The organism is Streptomyces sp. NPDC046215 (assembly GCF_040646215.1).
Classification (GTDB): domain Bacteria; phylum Actinomycetota; class Actinomycetes; order Streptomycetales; family Streptomycetaceae; genus Streptomyces; species Streptomyces stramineus.
In genome coordinates, this window is the sequence record NZ_JBEYZW010000002.1 from 193903 (window position 1) to 213127 (window position 19225).

Annotated in this window: 6 protein-coding genes; 2 read left to right on the forward strand and 4 right to left on the reverse strand. The window is 73.8% G+C overall.

Features of this window, described 5'->3' with window-relative positions:
• Positions 1–66: 66 nt before the first annotated feature.
• The 4 genes from ABZ951_RS01955 to ABZ951_RS01970 form a co-directional block, all read right to left on the reverse strand.
• Complete coding sequence (locus ABZ951_RS01955) at positions 67–276, reverse strand: MbtH family protein (protein WP_344087480.1); 210 nt, start codon at positions 274–276, stop codon at positions 67–69.
• Positions 273–14474 (reverse strand): amino acid adenylation domain-containing protein, encoded by a 14202-nt coding sequence (locus ABZ951_RS01960; RefSeq protein WP_361278523.1) that lies wholly within the window; start codon positions 14472–14474, stop codon positions 273–275. The genes ABZ951_RS01955 and ABZ951_RS01960 overlap by 4 nt, the downstream gene beginning before the upstream one ends.
• A gap of 42 nt (positions 14475–14516) precedes the next feature.
• Positions 14517–15563 (reverse strand): iron-siderophore ABC transporter substrate-binding protein, encoded by a 1047-nt coding sequence (locus tag ABZ951_RS01965; protein ID WP_344087486.1) that lies wholly within the window; start codon positions 15561–15563, stop codon positions 14517–14519.
• Between the two features lie 109 nt (positions 15564–15672).
• Positions 15673–17034, reverse strand: a complete 1362-nt coding sequence (locus ABZ951_RS01970) for a lysine N(6)-hydroxylase/L-ornithine N(5)-oxygenase family protein (RefSeq protein WP_344087488.1) — start codon at positions 17032–17034, stop codon at positions 15673–15675.
• Between the two features lie 233 nt (positions 17035–17267).
• Here ABZ951_RS01970 and ABZ951_RS01975 point away from each other — a divergent pair, with 233 nt between their 5' ends.
• Positions 17268–18215 carry a methionyl-tRNA formyltransferase gene (locus ABZ951_RS01975; RefSeq protein ID WP_344087490.1) on the forward strand — a complete coding sequence of 316 codons (948 nt, stop codon included), beginning with the start codon at positions 17268–17270 and terminating at the stop codon, positions 18213–18215.
• A gap of 19 nt (positions 18216–18234) precedes the next feature.
• Entirely contained in the window at positions 18235–19047 is an 813-nt protein-coding gene (gene ddaH, locus ABZ951_RS01980) for a dimethylargininase (RefSeq protein WP_344087493.1), read from the forward strand.
• Positions 19048–19225 lie beyond the last annotated feature (178 nt).

A 19225-nucleotide genomic window follows, 5' to 3' on the forward strand; every position in this document is an offset into this window, starting at 1 on the left:
GGCCCCGCCGCCCGCTCCGGAAGGTCTCCGGAGCGGGCGGCGGGGCCCTGTGCGGGGCGCCGGGCGTCAGCCCTGCGGCGCGACGAGGCTCGCGGGCCGCAGGTCGGCCCAGTGCGTCTCGACGTAGTCCAGGCACGCTTCCCTGGTGTCCTCGCCGAACGCGGTCCGCCACCCCGCCGGCACCTCGGCGAAGGCCGGCCACAGCGAGTGCTGGTTCTGCTCGTTGACCAGGACCAGGAAGCGGGCCTGCGGGTCCTCGAACGGGTTGGTGGTCATGCGTCACTCCTCATCGACATTACGGTGAACAGCTCGGAGAGCGGCTGTTCGGGTGCGGCCGCCGCGTGGCGCAGCAGCGCGTGCAGTTCCTCGGCCAGCCGGCGGGCCTTCGCCCGGCCGAGCAGCGCGGTCGCGAAGATCAGTGCGCAGTGCACCGGTCCGTCGCCGCGCGGTTCGTAGAAGCTGAGGGTCAGCTCCGCTCCGGTGGAGCCGGTGGGCACGGCGTCCAGGGTGCCCAGGCCGCCTTCGAGTGCGTCGAGGCGGGCCTGCTCGTGGTGGACGACCATGACCTGGGGTCCGGCCGGTGCCAGGCCGGTGGCCCGCGCGACGTCGTCGAAGGGGACGTCCTGGCGGTCCAGGGCGCTGAGCGTGGTCTCCCGCACCCGGGCCAGCAGCTCCGCGAAGGTCGGGTCGCCCCCGGTGTCGGTGCGCAGCACGACGGTGTTCAAGAAGCAGCCGACGAGGTCGGCCAGCTGGTCGTCGGTGCGCCCGGCGACCATGGTGCCGATCGGCAGGTCGGTGCCCGCGCCGTGGGCGGTGAGCAGCGCGGCCAGTGCCGAGTGGAGCACCATGAACATGCTCGTGCCGGTCCGGTGGGCGAGGTCGTCGACGACGGCGTGCAGCCGCTCGTCGAGGACGAACTCGACGAGGTCGCCGCCGGGTCCGGGCCTGCCGGGCCCGGCCTGGCGCCGGGCGTCCGCCGGCAGGGTCAGCTCGCGCGGGACGTCCCGGAGCGTCCGCCGCCAGTACGCCAGCTGGCGTCCGCCGGGGCTGTCGGGCAGGGCGGGGTCGCCGAGCAGGTCGTGCGCCCAGCGGGTGTAGTCGGTGTAGGTGACCGGCAGGGGTGTCCACACCGGCGCGCGGCCGTGCGAGCGGGCCGCGTAGGCGGTGCTGAGGTCGCGGAGCAGGGGGACGACCGACCATTCGTCGACGGCGAGGTAGTGCAGGGTGAGCAGGATCGCCTGGGCTCCGCCGGGGCCGGTCAGCAGCCGGACGCGCAAGGGGGCCTGCCGGGTCAGGTCCGCGGTTCCGGCGGCGAGTTCGCTGAGGCGGGCCTCGGGGTCGGCGCAGTCCTCCCGCTCCAGGGCGGGCGGTGCGACGGGCCGCTGGTATACGGCGCCGTCCCGCTCGGCGAAGGCGGTGCGCAGGGGTTCGTGCCGTTCCACCACGTCGGCGAGGGCTGCCGCGAGGGCCTCGGCGTCGAGTCCGCCGGGGGAGCGCAGGACGAGCGCGTGGTCGTAGCCGGTGCGGCGCCGGTGGGAGGTCCACCGCCAGCGCTGGGCGGGGGCGAGCGGCAGGTCGGCTCCGGTGTCGTCGGGCCGGCCGGTGCGGGTCAGCGAGGGCCGGCCGGCGGTGGCGCCGTCGAGTTTGGCGGCGAGGCCGGCGACGGTGAGCCCGTCGAAGACGTCGCGGATGCTCAGGTCCACTCCGAAGACGGACCGGATGCGGCCGAGGAGGCGCATCGAGGCCATGGAGTGGCCGCCCAGGGCGAAGAAGTTGTCGTGGGCGCCGACGTCCGTCAGCTCCAGGATCTCGCCGAAGAGCTCGGCCAGCCGGATCTGGGTGGGGGTCGCCGGGGCGGCGTCGCCGGTCAGCTCGGACCAGTCGGGGGCGGGCAGGGCCCTGCGGTCCAGCTTGCCGTTGGGCGTCAGGGGCAGCGGCCCGTCCAGGGGCACCACGAGGGTGGGCACCATGTATTCGGGCAGCGTCCCGGCGACGTGGGCGCGCAGGGCCTGCGGGTCGGGTTCGGTGCCGTCGCTCACGGTGTAGGCGACGAGCCGCACGATGTCGCCCTTGCGGTCGGGGACGACGGCGGCCTGGGTGACTGCCGGGTGGCTGACGAGCGCGGCCTCGATCTCGCCGAGTTCGATGCGGAAACCGCGGACCTTGACCTGGGTGTCGACCCGGCCGAGGAAGTCGAGGTTGCCGTCGCGGCGCCAGCGGGCCCGGTCGCCCGTGCGGTACATGCGGGTGCCGGGGGCGCCGAAGGGGTCGGCGACGAACCGCTCCGAGGTGAGGGCGGGCCGGCCGAGGTAGCCGCGGGCGAGGCCGCGCCCGGCGATGTACAGCTCGCCCACCACGCCCGGCGGGACCGGGCTCAGGGTGGCGTCGAGGACGTAGGCGAGGGTGTTGGGGTCCGGTGCGCCGATCGGCACCTGGCCGCCGGCCCGGCCGCCGGCCTGCCGGGCGGGCCAGAGGGTGGAGTTCACCGTGGCCTCGGTCAGCCCGTAGGCGGCGATGAGGTTGACGCTGTCGCCCCAGCGGTCGAAGAGGTCCGGCGGCACGGTCTCGGTGCCGACGAGGATCGTCGATCCCTCGGGCAGGGCGCAGTCGGCGGGCAGGGCCGAGACCAGGGACGGCGGCAGGATCATGTGGGTGATGCGCTGGCCGGCGAGGAAGTCGGTGAGCGCGGGTCCGGCGACGCGGGCCTCGTCGGGTATCAGCACCAGCCGGCCGCCGTGGCACAGGGCCATGGCGAGCTCGAACACGGCGACGTCGAAGCCGATCGAGGCGAATTGCAGGACCCTGCTGTCGCGTTGGAGGCCCATCCGGTCCACGGCCGTGGCGACGAGGCTGGAGATGCCGTCGTGGGGGACGATCACGCCCTTGGGGCGGCCGGTGGAGCCGGAGGTGTAGATGACGTAGGCCGCTTGGTCGAGGCTGACCGGCGGGGCGGTCACGGCGGAGGCGGGCAGCCGGTCGAGCGCGGCCGCGGTGTCCGGGGCGTCGAGCAGCAGGACGGGCACCCCCGGCACGTCGGGTATCTTCCCGGCGACCGGTTCGGTGCCCACGACGAGGGCGGCGCCGGAGTCCTCGACCATGTAGGTGAGGCGGTCCGCGGGGTGGACGAGGTCGAGCGGGAGGAACGCGGCGCCGAGCTTGAGGGCGGCGAGGACGGTCGCGACCATGTCGGCCGAGCGGGGCACGGCCACGCCGACCACGCTCTCGGTGCCCACCCCGTGCCCGGCCAGCAGGTGGGCGATGCGGTTCGCGCGGGCGTCGAGCTGTGCGTAGCTCACCGACCGGGACCGCTCAACGACGGCCACGGCGTCGGGCCGCTCGGCCAGGCGCCGGGCGAACAGGGCGGGCAGGGAGGACTCGTCGACGGCACGGGCGGTGGCGTTGAAGTCCTCCAGGACCAGGCGCCGTTCGCCGGCGGTGAGGACGCAGGCGTGGGAGACGGGCCGCTCCGGTGCGGCGACGACCGCGGCGATCAGCCGCCGCAGCCGGTCGCCGAGGCCCTCGGCGGTCTCCCGGTCGAAGAGGTCGGTGGCGTATTCGAGGCGGCAGCCGAGCGTGCCCTCCTCCTCGGTGTCGCCGGTCTGCTCGGTGAAGCTGAAGACCAGGTCGAACTTGGCCGTCCGGGCCGGCAGGGGCACGAACTCGGCGTGCAGCCCGGGCAGTTCCAGCGCCTCGCCGGTGCGGTGGTGATAGCCGACCATCACCTGGAACAGGGGGTTGCGGGCCAGGGAGCGGGTGGGGTTGAGCTTCTCGACGACGGACTCGAAGGGGACGTCGGCGTGGGAGAACGCGGCGAGGTCGGTGTCCCGCAGGCGGGCCAGGAGGTCGTGGAAGCTCGGGTCGCCGGTGAGGTCCGCGCGCAGGACGAGGGTGTTGACGAAGAAGCCGACGAGGTCGTCCAGGGCTTCGTCGGTCCGCCCGGCGATGGGCGAGCCGAGGGGGATGTCGGTGCCGGCGCCCATGCGGTGGAGCAGTGCGGCGACGGCTGCGTGCACCACCATGAACATGCTCGCGCCGCTGTCCCGGGCGAGGCGGCGCAGGCCCCGGTGGGCGTCGGCGTCGAAGGTGATGTGGTGGTCGGCTCCGGCGAAGCTCGGGCGGACGGGCCGGGGCCGGTCGGTGGGGAGTTCGAGCTCCTCGGGGGCGCCCTCCAGTGCGGTGCGCCAGTACTCCAGCTGCCGGGCGGCGGTGCTCCGCGGGTCGGCGGGGTCGCCGAGCAGCCGCTGCTGCCACAGGGCGTAGTCGGCGTACTGGACGGGCAGGGGCTGCCAGTGCGGGGCCGCGCCGGCCAGGCGGGCGGTGTAGGCGGTGGTCAGGTCGCGCAGGAAGGGGCGGTCGGACCATTCGTCGGTGGTGATGTGGTGGAGCAGGGTGACGGCGATGTGGTCGTCGGGGGCGATGCGGACGACCGTGGCGCGCAGGGGCGGTTCGGCGGCCAGGTCGAAGGGGCGGGCGACGGCGTCGGCGACGATGCCGGCCGCCTCCTCCTCCCCGGCGGTGCGGAACTCCACGGCCGGGCGCGCCCGGTCCGCGGGCAGGACGCGCTGGAGGGCCCGCCCGTCCCGCTCGACGAAGACGGTCCGCAGCGCCTCGTGGCGTGCTGTCACGTCGGCGAGCGCGGCCCGCCAGGCGTCGGGGTCGAAGGTGCCGCGCAGCCGCATCACGAGGGGGAAGTTGTACGCGGCCGAGGTGCCCTCCATCTGCTGGATGACCCACAGGCGCTGCTGGGCGTGGGACAGCGGCAGTTCCGCGGGGCGTTCGGTGGCCACCAGGGGCGGCCGGGCGGGCCCGCCGGAGCCGGCCGCCCGGTCCACGAGCTCGGCGACGGTGGGTGCCTCGAAGAGGTCCCGGATCGAGAGCTCGGCCTCCAGGGCGGTGCGGGCGCGGCTGATCAGCCGGGTGGCCAGCAGGGAGTGGCCGCCGAGGTCGAAGAAGTCGCTGTCGATGCCGACGCCGCCGTCCAGGCCGAGGACCTCGGCGAACAGGGCGCAGAGCGCTTCCTCCCGGGGGGTCCGCGGCGGGCGGCTCGCGGCACCTCCGGCGAGGTCGGGTGCGGGGAGGGCCTTGACGTCGAGCTTGCCGTTGACGGTCAGCGGCAGGGCCGGGGTCAGGACGAGGGCCGCGGGGACCATGTAGTCGGGCAGCCCGGCCTTCAGGTGCGCGCGCAGCCGCCGGACCAGCGGCTCGGTGTCCTCGTCCCCGGTGGGGGTCTCGGGGACCACGTAGCCGATCAGGCGGCGGGTGCCGGCGGTGTCCGCGACGACGACGGCGGCGTGCGCGACCTCGGGGTGGGCGGCCAGGACCGAGGAGATCTCGGCGGGTTCGATCCGGTAGCCGCGGATCTTGATCTGGTCGTCGGTGCGGCCGAGGAAGTCCAGCAGCCCGTCCGGGCGTCGCCGGACGAGGTCGCCGGTGCGGTACATCCGCTCCCCCGGGGCGCCGAAGGGGTCGGCGACGAACCGTTCGGCGGTCAGGCCGGGCCGGTCGTGGTAGCCGCGGGCGAGGCCGGTGCCGGCGATGTACAGCTCGCCGGGGCAGCCCGGCGGGACGGGCCGCAGCATGGCGTCGAGGACGTGGGCGCGGGTGTTGCGGATGGGCCGGCCGACGGTGGGCACGGGGCTGTCGGCCGTGGAGCCGCCGAGGGTGTTGATCGTGTACTCGGTGGGCCCGTAGAGGTTGTAGCCGTAGGTGCCCTCGGTGTCGCGCAGCCTGCTCCACACTGCGTCGGAGACGGCCTCGCCGCCGAGCAGGACGAGCGCGGGCCGGTGCCGGGCGGCGCCGGCCTGCGCGGCCCCGGTGGTCCGCTCCAGCAGCCCTTCCTCGATGAGGAGTTGCGCGTAGGTGGGCGTCACGTTGACGACGTCGACGCGGTTGCTGTCGCAGTAGGCGACGAGGGCTTCGGCGTCGCGGCGCAGCTCCTCGTCACAGATGTGCACCTCGTGTCCTTCGACGAGCCAGAGCAGCTCCTCCCAGGACATGTCGAAGGCGAAGGAGACGGTGTGCGCGATGCGCAGCCGCCGGCCGCCGGCGGAGGCGATGGCCGGGTCGAAGATCTCCTTCTGGTGGTTGAGCTGCATGTTGGTCAGGCCGCGGTAGGGCGTGACGACGCCCTTGGGCCGGCCGGTCGAGCCGGAGGTGTAGATGATGTAGGCGGGGTGTTCGAGCCGGTCCGCCAGGCCGTGCGCGAACGCGGGCCGTTCGGCGTCGGCGATCTCCTCCGGGGGGAGGGCGGCGAGGGCGGCGGCGACGGCCGGGTCGTCGAGGAGCACCTCGGGGGCGAGGGCTCCGGGGGTCTCCCGCAGGGTCGGGGCGACGGCCGTGGTGGAGAGCAGGCACATCGGTCCGGTGTCCTCGACCATCAGGCGCAGCCGGTCGGCGGGGTGGTCGAGGTCGAGGGGCAGGTAGGCGGCGCCGGTGCGCAGGACCGCGAACAGGGCGACGACCGTGTCCACCGAGCGTGGCAGGGCGAGGGCCACGGCCCGCTCCGGTCCCGCGCCGCGGGCGAGGAGCAGCCGGGCCAGGCGGTTGATCTCGCCGTCGAGTTCGGCGTAGGTCAGGGTGCGGTCCCCGCAGACGAGGGCCGTGGCGCCGGGGGTGCGGGCGGCCTGGGCGGCGAGGAGGTCGGCGACGGTCTCGTCCGGCACGGCTTCGCGGGTGCCGTCGTGGCCGGTGAGCAGGGCGGCCCGCTCGGCGGGCAGCAGCAGGTCGACGCTGCCGGTCCGGGCGGTGAGGTCCGCGGCCAGGCGTTCGAGGACGGTGGTGAAGCGGGTGAGGACCGTGGTCGCGGCCTCGGGGTCGAAGAGGTCGGGCCGGGCGGCGAGCGTCACCCGCAGCCGGGTCTCGGGGGTGACGATGAGGGTGAGCGGGAAGTGCGTGCCGTCGACGTTGGACACGGCGGTGATGCCGTGCCGCTGCCGGAGTGCGGCGGCCCGGTCCTCGCCGTCGGCGGACCGCAGGACGAAGAGGGTGTCGAAGAGGCGTCGGTGGCCGGTCTGCTGCTGGAGGGCGCCGAGGCCCACGTGTTCGTAGGGCATGACGGCGGCGCGCTCGGACTGCATCCGCCGGAGCAGGTCCAGGAGGGGCTCGGCCGGGTCGAAGGCGATACGGGCGGGGACGGTGTTGAGGAACATGCCGATGATGCCGGCGACGTCGGGCACCTCGGCGGGGCGGCCCGCCACGGCGGTGCCGAAGGCGACGTCGCCGCGGCCCACCATGGCCGACAGGACCAGGCCCCAGGCGGCGTTGAGCACGGTGTTCAGGGTGAGGCCGTGGCGGCGGGCGGCGGCGCGCAGCCGGTCGCTGGTCTCCCGGGAGAGGGTCGCCTCGACGTCGCGCGGGATGACCGGGCCGCTGTCGCGGCCGGCGGGGGCGAGCAGGGTCGGCTCGTCGAAGCCGGCGAGGGCGCGGCCCCATTCGGCCAGGGCGGTGTCGGTGTCCTGCCGGTCCAGCCAGGCCAGGTAGTCGCGGTAGGAGCCGCCGGGCGGGAGGCCGGTGTCGTCACCGGCGCGCTCGTAGAGGGTGAAGAGCTCTTCGAGGAACAGCCACGCGGACCAGCCGTCCCACAGGATGAGGTGGTGGGTGACGACGAGCCGGTCCCGGCCGCCGGGCAGGCGGATCAGCAGCAGCCGGCACAGGGGCGGGGCGGCGAGGTCGAAGCGCTCCCTGCGGTCGGCGGCGAGCAGTTCCCGGGCCCGGGCGTCCGCCTCGGCGGCGGGCAGCGCGGAGAGGTCGGTCTCGGTCAGGGGGACCTCGGCGCCGTCGGTGACGAACTGCACCGGGCGGTTCAGGCCGTCGCCGGTGAAGCCGGCGCGCAGGCCGGTGTTGCGGGCCAGCAAGGTGGCGCAGGCGGCCCGCAGCCGGTCGGCGTCGAGGCGCCGGTCGAGGTCCAGGGTCTCCTGGGAGAGGTAGACGTCCAGGGCGCCCACGTCGTAGGTGGCGTGGAAGAACATGCCTTCCTGGAGGGGCGAGAGGGGCCATACGTCGCTGACGGGCAGCCCGGCGGCGGCCTCGATGCGGGCGGTCTCCTCGGGGGTGAGCGTGATGCCGCCGAGCGGGGCGGGCGTCTCCTGCGCGGTGCCGGCCGCGGTGACGAGCTGGTCGAGCAGGGCCTGGAGGCCGGGGTCGACGGGCGTTGCGGTCTGCTGGGCGAGCATGGCCTGGAGGGCGGCGGCCATCTGGCCGGCGTCCGCGGCGGCGACGGTCACTCCCGCCGCGTCTCCCGGTCCGGCGGCGGGCGGGCTGGGCAGGGTGGTCAGGGGGGCCTCCTGGGCCGTGGCGGCGAGCGCCGCGGGGGTGCGGCGGACGAACACGTCGCGGGGGGTGAGCGTCAGCCCGTGTTCCCTGGCCCGGGTGGCGACGGCGATCGTGGTGAGGCTGTCGCCGCCGAGGACGAAGAAGTCGTCGTCGGGGCCGGCCCCGGGTATTCCGAGGACGGCGGCGAAGATCTCGCAGAGGGCGCGCTCGTGCGCGTCGCGGGGCGCGCGGCCGCCGGTCCCGGCGGCCGGGGCCGGTGCGGGGAGGGCGTTCTGGTCGAGTTTGCCGCTGGGGGTCAGCGGCAGCTCGTCCAGGATCACGACGGAGCCGGGCACCATGGGCGCGGGCAGTTCCCCGGCGAGCGCCGCGCGCAGGGCAGCGGCGTCCGGGGCGCCGGTGTGCGGGGCGGGGACGGCGTAGCCGACGAGGGCGCCGTCGCGGACGGTCACCGCGGCGTGGGCGACGCCGGGCTGCCGGGAGAGGGCGGCCTCGATCTCGCCGAGTTCGACGCGGTTGCCGCGGATCTTCACCTGCCGGTCGGTGCGCCCGAGGTAGGCGAGCGCACCGTCGGGGCGGCGCCGGACGAGGTCGCCGGTGCGGTACATCCGCTCCCCCGGCGCGCCGAAGGGGTCGGCGACGAACCGCTCGGCGGTCAGGCCGGGCCGGCCGTGGTAGCCGCGGGCGAGCTGGACACCGGCGAGGTAGAGCTCGCCGGGCACCCCGTCGGGCACCTGGCGCAGGAAGCCGTCCAGCACGTACAGGCGGGTGTTCCACACCGGCCGGCCGATGGGGACGGCCTGCTCGGTGCCGCCCGCGTAGGGGAACGACGTCACGTCCACGGCCGCCTCGGTGGGCCCGTAGAGGTTGTGCAGGGGCACTCGGCCGCCGGACCGCGCGGTGAGGTCCCACCAGCGGCGGGCGGTGTCCCCGGTGAGGGCCTCGCCGCTGGCGAAGGCGCGGCGCAGGCTCGCGGCCCAGCCGGGGGTGTCGGTGCCGGCTTCGAGGGCCGCGGCGAACGCGGCCAGCATGGAGGGGACGAAGTGCACGGTGGTGACGCGTTCGGCGTGGATCAGCCCGGCCAGGTAGGCGGGGTCGCGGTGGCCGTCCGGGCGGGCGAGGACGACGGCGGCTCCTTCGAGGAGCGGCCAGAAGAACTCCCACACCGACACGTCGAAGCTGGACGGTGTCTTCTGCAGGATGCGGTCGTCCGCTCGGAGCCCGTAGCGGCCCTGCATCCAGGCGAGACGGTTGTGGACCGCCCGGTGGGTGACCACGACGCCCTTGGGACGGCCGGTGGAGCCGGAGGTGTAGATCAGGTAGGCGGGGTCGTCGGGCCGTGCGGGCTCGCCGGGGGTGTCGGGGGCGTGCTCGGGGTGCTCCAGGACCAGGTGGTCGACCCCGTCGACGGCGGGCAGGCGCACGGATCCGGCCGCGGTGGTCACGGCGGTGCGCGCGCCGGAGTCGGCGAGCATGAATGCCACCCGGTCGGCCGGATAGTCCAGGTCCACGGGCAGGTAGGCGGCGCCCGACTTCAGGACGCCCAGCAGCGCGACCATCAGCTCGGCCGAGCGCGGCACGGCGACGGCGACGAACTGCCCGGGGCCCGCGCCGCGGGAGCGCAGCCGCCGCGCCAGGGCCTCGGCGCGCCGGTCGAGTTCGGCGTAGGTCAGCCGGGTGCCCTCGAAGACGACGGCGGTGGCCAGGGGGGTCCGCTCGGCCTGGGCGGCGAAGGCGGTGGCGAGCGTGGCCTCGGGCACGGTGTGCGCGGTCGCGTTGAGTTCGGCCAGGCGCTCGTGCTCCCGCTCGGAGAGCAGGTCCAGGCGGGCGGCCGGGAGGGCGGGGTCGCTCACCAGGGTCCGCAGGAGGGTGACGTAGCGGTCGGCCAGGGTGCGGACCGCCGCGTGGTCGAGGCGGGTGGCGTCGTGCTTCCAGCGCAGCCGCAGGGTGCGGCCCGGGTGGACGACGAGGGCGAGCGGGTAGTGGACGGCGTCGAAGACCTCCGCCCCGGTGATGAGGGGCTCCTCGGCGGGGTCCTCCGGGGCCGGGTAGTTCTCGAACACCACCAGGGTGTCGAAGAGTTCGCCGGTGCCGGCGGCGCGCTGGATGTCGGCGAGCCCGAGGTGGTGGTGGTCCAGCAGCCCGGCGTGCTCGTCCTGCAGGCGCAGCAGGGCGTCGGTGAGGGAGTCCCACGGCCGGACGCCCAGCCGCGCGGGCACGGTGTTGATGAACAGGCCGACGGCGGCGTCGAGGCCGTCGACCTCGGTGGTGCGCCCGGAGACGGTGGTGCCGAAGGTGACGTCGGCGCTGCCGGTGAGGCCGCCGAGGAGCAGGCCCCAGGCGCCGTGGACGACGGTGCTCAGGGTCAGGCCGTGGGTCCGGGCGTAGGTGGTGAGGTCGGCGGTGAGCTGCTCGGGGACGCTCACGTCGAGGTGTTCGGGCCGGGCGGGGCCGGGTTCCGCGGTCCCGGTGGGGTCCGGCGGGAGGAGCAGGGTCGGCCCGTCCAGGCCGGCGAGGGCGCGGCGCCAGGCGGCGCGGGCTCCTTCGCGGTCGCGTCCGGCCAGGTGGGAGAGGTAGGGGTGCGGGTCGGCCGGGCCGGGGAGTTCTTCGCCGCGGTAGGCGGCGCGCAGTTCGCGCAGCAGGACGGAGACGGACCAGCCGTCGGCGATGATGTGGTGCAGGGTGAGCAGGAGGCGGTCGCGGTCTGCGCCGTGGACGAGCGTGGCGCGGAGCAGCGGTGGCGCGGCGAGGTCGAAGCGCTCGGCCCGGTCGGTGCGGAGCAGGTCCTCCAGGGCGGCGGTGCCGGTGGCGGTGGTCTCCCGCCACGGCAGGGTGACGGCGTCGGCGAGCCGCTGGACGACCCGGCCGCCGGGGAGCTGGCGGAAGCCGGCGCGCAGCAGCGGGTGGCGGTCGAGGAGCGTCTGGAGGGCCTGCCGGAGCCGGTCGGCGTCGACGGGCGCGGCGAGGTCGAGGAGTTCCTGCACGACGTACAGGTCGGGGGCGTCCTCGTCGACGTTCGCGTGGAAGAAGAAACCTTCCTGGAGCGGCGAGACGGGCAGCGCGTTCGTGTCGAGTTCGGTCTGGGCCACGGTGCGGGCGGGGGCGGTGGCCGCGGCGGCGGCGAGCGCGGCGACCGTGCGGCGGCGGAAGACGTCGCGGGGGGTGATCTCCAGTCCGGCCTCGCGGGCGCGGTGGACGAGCTGGATGGCGACGATGCTGTCGCCGCCGAGCGCGAAGAAACTGTCGTGGACGCCGGCCGAGGGCAGGCCGAGGACGTCGGCGAACAGTGCGGCGAGGGTGGCTTCGGCGGGGGTGGTGGGGGCGTCGGCGCCGGCCATCGCCGTCCACTGCGGGTCGGGCAGGGCCCGGGTGTCGAGCTTGCCGTTGGGGGTCAGCGGCAGGGGGCCGGCCAGGACGACGACGGCCGAGGGCACCATGTGCTCGGGCAGGGTCCGGGCCAGCTCGGCGCGGGCGGCGGCCGCCGCCTGCTCCACGTCGGTGCCGGGCTCGCCGGCCAGGTAGGCGACGAGGCGCTTGACGGCCCGGTGGTCCTCGCGGGCGAGGACGGCGGCCTGGGCGATGCCCGGGCAGGCCATGAACGCGCTCTCGATCTCGCCCGGTTCGACGCGGTGCCCGCGGATCTTGATCTGGCCGTCCGCGCGGCCGAGGAACTCCAGGTTGCCGTCGGTGCCCCAGCGGACCCGGTCGCCCGTGCGGTACATGCGGGCGCCGGGGGCGCCGAAGGGGTCGGCGACGAACCGCTCCGAGGTGAGGGCGGGCCGGCCGAGGTAGCCGCGGGCGAGGCCGCGCCCGGCGATGTACAGCTCGCCCTCGGTGCCGGCGGGGACGGGGCGCAGGGCGGTGTCGAGGACGTAAGCGCGGGTGTTGGGGTCGGGGCGGCCGATGGGCACCGGGCCCTCGCGGTCGGGTTCCGCGAGCCAGAGCGTGGAGTTGACGGTGGCCTCGGTGAGCCCGTAGGCGACGACGACCCGCAGCCGGTCCGACCAGCGGGCGATCAGCTCGGCGGGGACGGCCTCGGTGCCCACGACGAGCACGGCGCCCTCGGGGAGCTCGCAGCCCTGCGGCAGCGCCGACACCAGGGACGGCGGAAGGATCATGTGGGTGGCCCGGTGGGCGGCGATGTAGTCCGTCAGGGCGGGCCCGGCGACCCGGCGCTCGGCGGGCACGACGATGACCCGGCCGCCGACGCACAGCGACATGACCAGGTCCCAGACCGTCACGTCGAAGCCGGCCGAGGCGAACTGCACGACGCGGCTGTCCGGGCCGATGCCGAGCCGGTCGGTGGCGGTCGCCATGAGGCTGCCGACGCCGTCGTGGGAGACGACGACGCCCTTGGGGCGGCCGGTGGAGCCGGAGGTGTAGATGACGTACGCGGCCTGGTCGAGGGTGACGGTGACGCCGGGGGCGGAGCCGTCGGTGGCGGCCAGTTCGGCGCGCACGGCGGGGTCGTCGAGCAGGATCCGCCGGACGCCGGGGGCCTCGGGCAGTTCGTCCGCGAGGCCGGACGACGTGAGGACGGTCCGGGCGCCGGCGTCGGCGAGCATGTAGGCGATGCGGTCGCGCGGGTGGTCGGCGTCGAGCGGCAGGTAGGCCGCTCCGGCCTTCATCACGGCCAGCAGGGAGACCACGAGCTCGACCGAGCGGGGCACGGCGACGGCGACGACGTCCTCGCGGCGCACGCCGCGCGCGGTCAGGAGGCGGGCCAGCCGGTTGGCGGCGGTGTCGAGTTCGGCGTACGACAGCTCGCGGTCCTCGCAGACGAGGGCGGCGGCGCCGGGCGCGGTGCGCACCCGCTCCTCGAACGCGGCGGTCCAGGTCAGCTCGGGTACGTCGCGGGGCGCGGTCCCGAACTCCGTCAGCAGGCGCTCGCGCTCGGCGGCGTCGACGAGCTCGATGCGGCCGAGGGGCCGGTCCGCCGACTCCGCCATGGCGTCCAGGACCGCGAGGAAGCGCCGTTCGTGGTCGGCGAGGGTCCGCGCGTCGCACACGGCGGCGTCGGCGTCGAGTCCGACGCGGATGTTCTCGCCGGCGGGGGCGACGGCGGTGACGGCCAGGTCGCTGACGCTGCCGAGCCACAGGGGGTGGAACGCGGCCCGCTGCTCGCCGAAGCGCAGGTCGTCACCGGGGGGCAGGATGTTGACCGTCGGGCCGACGAGCTCGGCGACGCCGTCGACGAGGCCCAGGTCCCGGGCGAGCTCCTCGGCGCGGTAGCGGCCGTGCCCGAGCGCGCCGGTTATCTCGTGCCGTACGGCGTCGACGAGCTGGGCGCAGGTCATGTCGGCGCGGACGCTCAGGCGCAGCGGGAGCACGTTGGAGACCATGCCGGGCAGGTCCCGGTCGGCGTCGGAGCGGGCGGTGACGGGCAGGCCGAGGACGAGGTCCGTCTCGCCGGTGGCGCGGTGCAGGTAGGCGGCCACGGCAGCGACGAGCAGGCGGGACGGGCGGACGCCCAGGGCGTCGGCGGCCTCCCGCAGCCGGGCGGTGCGGGCGGGTGAGAGCTCCGCGGTGCGATGGACCCGGCGGGTCATGGGGGTGTCCGCGCGGGCGATCAGGCGGACGGGCTCCGGGCGGCCGGCGAGCCGGGACGTCCAGTAGGCGCGGTCGGCGGTGAGTTGGTCGGAGGCGCGGTACGCCTGGTCGGCGCCGATGAGGCGGTGAAGTTCCCAGGCGGTCTCCCCGGCGGCGGGGCCGTGGGTGTAGAGCTCGCCGGCCCGGCGGGAGATCAGGACGACGCCCGCGGCGTCGACGGCGATGTGGTGGTAGCGCTGGTACCACAGGACGTGGTCGTCGCGCAGGCGCAGGAGGGCCTGGGCGAAGAGCGGGCCGCGGGCGAGGTCGCAGGGCCTGCCGCGCTCGGCCTCCATCCAGGCCGTGGCGGCGGCGTCGGGGTCGCTCTCGCCGCGCAGGTCGACGTGGAAGACGTCGACGGGGAGGGGGGCGGGGTACTGGCGCGGTCCCGACGGCTCCGCGCTGACGCGCACCCGCAGCGGCTCGGCCTCCTCGACCGCCTGCCGCACGGAGGCGGTCAGGCGGTCGAGGTCGAGGTCGCCGCGCAGGTCGAGGAAGAACGCGATGTTGTACGCCGAGCTGTCCGGCTCGATCTGCTGGGCCAGCCAGAGGCCGGCTTGCGCGCCGGTCATGGGCTGCCCGGTCGCCGTGGTCCGGTCGGACTCGGCATCAAACATGGTCGATCGCCTTTCCCTGGTGGTGCGTCAGCGGTGGAGCGTTTAGTTCTTGGCCGTCAGGAGCGGCAGGATCTCGTCGATGGCGTAGGGGATCGACAGGACCGTGTTGAAGGAGAACGCGGCGCCGATGTCCGGACCCTCGTAGGGGACGAACAGGTCGCGCTTGTCCTGGGAGACCTTCAGCTTCTTGTAGAACGGCTCCGCCTTGATGCGGTCGTTCGCCTGGGTGCTGGAGGTGACCCACACGAGGCGGTCGGCGTCGAGGACGTCCAGCTTCTCGGCGCTCAGCTCGGCGACGTTCCAGCCCGGCTTGGCCAGCTTGTCGATCTCGGGCTTGAGCTTGAAGCCGAGCTCGGAGAAGAAGATGGCCTTGGGGTCGCCCTTGGTGAAGGCCGAGTACTTGCCGGCCTCGAAGCTGTCGGCGACGGTCAGCGTCTGCTTCGCGAACTCGGGGTGCTTGTCGCGGACGGCCTTGAAGCGGGCGCTGATGTCGGTGATCTTCTTCTCGGCGTCGGCCTCCCTGCCGAGGGACTTGCCGATCTGGCGGGTCATCACCTGCCAGGGCGCCATGTAGTCCTGGTGGCCCTTGGGCTGGGCGACGACCGGGGCGATCTTCTTGAGGGTCTCGTACTGCTCCTTCTTCATGCCCGAGTACTGGGCGATGATCAGGTCCGGCTTGAGGCCGGCGATCTTCTCCATGTTGTACTCGTCACGCTCGCCGACGATCTGCGGGGTGTCGGATCCCCAGAGCTTCTTGGTCCACGGCCACTTGCCGTAGGGCTTCTCCTTGAACCAGTCGACCGTGCCGACGGGCTTGACGCCGAGCGAGAGCACGGCGTCCTGGTCGGACAGGCCGAGGGTGACGACCTTCTTCGGGGTCTTCTTGATCTCCGTGCTGCCGTACTTGTGGTCGACGGTGACGGGGAAGGAGCCGGCCGGGGCGCTCGGCTTGCCGGCGGTGTCCTGCTCGTCCTTCCCGGTATCGGAGCCACAGGCGGTCAGGGCCAGGGCGGCGGCGACGGCGACGGCCACGCAGGGCAGTTTGCCGGCGACGCGGGTCAGCACGGGTGGGCGGGAACCTTTGGACACGGGCGTCCCTTTCACGTTCCAGGGTGGGTCATGGCGCGGATGGTGCCCGGCCGGCCGGTGAGGCCGGCGGGCGAGCGGTGGTGTCGCCGGGGACCGGCGGTGGGGAGGGTCAGCGGGCCGGGGAGGGCTCGATCACGCCGAGCGGCATCTGGTCCCCCGACTCCGCCGGGCGGTGGCCCAGGATCGATCCGAGGATCTCGCCGACCCTGATCGCGGTGTTCGACAGCAGCGTCGAGGTGATGCCGTGGGTGTGCTCGGTGCCGCCGCCCTGTACGTAGAGCCCGCAGCGCAGTTCCGGCTTGGTGGCGAGGCGGTAGTCCCGCTCGACGGCGGGGCGCCCCTCGCCGTCGCGCAGGCAGTACTCCTCGACGTCGCCCAGCAGGCCGAGCGCGTCGGCGGGCCGGTATCCGGTGGCGTACACCACAACGTCGGTGTCGAGGGGGGTCTTCTCGCCGGTGACGAGCGACTCGACGGTGGTGCGCACCTTGTCCGGCGTCTCGATGACGTCGGTGAGCCGGGAGACGTTGAGCAGCCGCAGCCGCTCGGTCCCGAGCACCTTCTCCTGGTAGGACCTGCGGTAGAGGTCGTCGATCAACTCGATGTCGACCACGGCGTAGTTGGTGTTGCCGTGATAGCCCATCAGCTTGCGCTTGATCTCGGCGGGTGCCGTGAAGTAGGCGTCGACGGCCTCGGGGTCGAAGATCCGGTTGGCGAAGCTGCTGTCGTCGGCGGGGCTGTAGCCGTAGCGGGCGAAGACGGCGCAGACCTCGGCCGCGGGGAACCGGCGGTGCAGGAAGGCGACGGTCTCGGCGGCGCTCTGGCCGGCTCCGACGACGACGAAGCGGGAGGGCTCGGCGCCGTCCAGGCCCTCGACCTTGGCGAGCAGGTCGCGGTTGTGCCAGATGCGGTCGGTCAGCTCGGTGCCGTCGGGCAGGTGCGGCTGCAGGCCCGTGCCCACCACGAGGTTGCGGGCGCGGTGGACGACGGGTTCCGCGTCCGGGCCGGTGCGGGAGACCACGTCCAGGTACTCGACGACGCCGTCGCGCACCACGGGCCGTACGGCGATGACCTCGTGGCCGTAGCTGACCAGGTCGTCGACCTTGGCCGCGGCCCACTCGAAGTAGTCGTGGAACTCGATCCGCAGCGGGAAGAGGTTCTTCTGGTTGATGAAGTCGACCAGCCTCCCCTTGCTCTGCAGGTAGCACAGGAAGCTGAATTCGCTCGTCGGATTGCGCAGCGTCACGAGGTCCTTGAGGAAGGAGACCTGCATCGTGGCGTCGTCGATCAGCATGCCGCGGTGCCAGCCGAAGGAGGGCTGGCGTTCGAGGAAGTGGGCCGTGACGGCGTGTTGCCGGTCGACGCCCGCGTTGTGCTCGCTCAGCGCTATCGCCATCGCCACATTGGACGGGCCGAAGCCTATGCCTATGAGGTCGTGGACCGGTGGCGTGTCGTCAGAAAGAGCGTGTGACATGTCACTCCCATCGTGCGGGGCAGCCGCTTGTCAGCCGTTTGGGAAGGAACGGAGCAGGGCACGCCTTGGAAGCGACGGCCGAGCCGAACTTAGGTAAAGCTAACCTAATCCGAGAGAGCCTGTCGACGGGAACACCTGACCACCCCCTGAATCGGGGGTCCACGACGTTGCGGAAGTTAGGTAAGCCTTGCTTTACTTGCGTCGATCGAGCCACCGCCCCAAGGAGGAACCCGATGCGGGTCGTCATGTTCGGCTATCAGACCTGGGGGCATCGCACCCTGCAGGCGCTCCTGGACTCCGAGCACGATGTGGCATTGGTCGTGACGCACCCCAAGAGCGACCACGCGTACGAGAAGATCTGGAACGACTCCGTCGCCGATCTCGCCGAGCAGCACGGGGTGCCCGTCCTCATCCGCAACCGCCCGGACGACGAGGAGTTGTTCAGCCGGCTCAAGGAAGCCGACCCGGACGTCATCGTGGCCACCAACTGGCGTACCTGGATTCCGGAACGCATCTTCAACCTGCCGCGGCACGGCACGCTCAACGTGCACGACTCGCTGCTGCCGGCCTACGCCGGGTTCTCCCCGCTGATCTGGGCGCTCATCAACGGCGAGAAGGAGGTGGGCGTCACCGCTCACATCATGGACGAAACGCTTGACGCTGGCGATATCGTCCTACAGCGTGCCGTTCCGGTGGGACCGGCGGACACCACGACGGACCTGTTCCACAAGACGCTGGAGCTCTTCGGCCCGATCACCGTCGACGGCTTGGCCGAGATCGCCTCGGGCCGCACCGACTGGGTCAAGCAGGACCGCAGCAAGGCGAGTTTCTTCCACAAGCGTTCCGCCGAGGACATCCGCATCGACTGGAACTGGCCGGCCGAAGACCTGGAGCGCCTGGTGCGCGCCCAGTGCTCGCCCTACCCGAACGCCTTCGCCTACCACCGCGGCAAGCGCCTGGAGATCACGGCCGCGGCCGTCTCCGAGAACCGCTACGGCGGTACGCCCGGCCGCATCTTCTACCGCGAGGGCGACGCCGTGGTGATCGTCGCCGGAGCGGACGCCCGGACCGGCCGCAACCACGGTCTGGCCGTCAAGCGGGTCCGCACCGAGGACGGCCGGGAAATGCCCGCGGCCGAGTACTTCACCACAATGGGCGGCTACCTCACCAGCCGCCCCTGAACCAGGGGATCACACACCCATGCGCACAGCACAGCCCCGGCACTACCTCATGTGCCGTCCGACCCACTTCGACGTGGTCTACTCCATCAACCCGTGGATGGACCCGCGCAAGCCCGTCGACACCCCGCTGGCCATCGCCCAGTGGGAGAGCCTGCGCCAGACCTACCTGAGCCTCGGCCACACCGTCGAGACCATCGATCCCCTGCCCGGTCTGCCCGACATGGTCTTCGCCGCCAACGGCGCCACCGTGATCGACGGGCGCGCCCTGGTGGCACGCTTCCGCGACGCGGAGCGCATCGCCGAGGGGCCCGCCTACCTCCAGTGGCTGCGCGAGCACGGCTTCGCCGACGCGCGGACCGCCTCCATCGTCAACGAGGGCGAAGGCGACTACCTGCTCGCCGGCGAATGGCTGCTCGCGGGCACCGGCTTCCGCAGCGACCCGCGCTCGCACGCCGAGGCCCAGGAGTTCTTCGGGCGGCCGGTGATCGGCCTGACGCTCGTCGACCCGGACTACTACCACCTGGACACCGCGCTCAGCGTCCTGGACGAGAAGACCGTCGCCTACTACCCGGCCGCCTTCTCCCCCGGCAGCCTCGCCGTGCTCCAACGGCTGTTCCCGGACGCGATCATCGCCACCGACGCCGACGCCTCGGTCTTCGGCCTCAACGCGGCCTCCGACGGGTACAACGTGGTCCTGCCGCACAACGCGACGCACCTCATCGAAGCGCTGCGCGAGCGGGGGTTCAATCCGATAGGCGCCGACATGTCGGAGCTGCTCAAGGCCGGCGGAAGCGTGAAGTGCTGCACGCTGGAGCTGCGTTCGGCCGGCTGACCGGCGCGGCCCCCACGGGCCCGCCCCCAGGACCTCGCGAGCCCTGCCACCGGCTCGCGAGTGATCACAGCCGCGCGGACCGGAGCCGGAACGTGGGGAGATCCAGCGCGTCCGCCAGGCGGCGGTCCGGGTCGGAGAGGATCGGGAAGGGCAGACCGAGCCGGTCGGCGAACTCCCG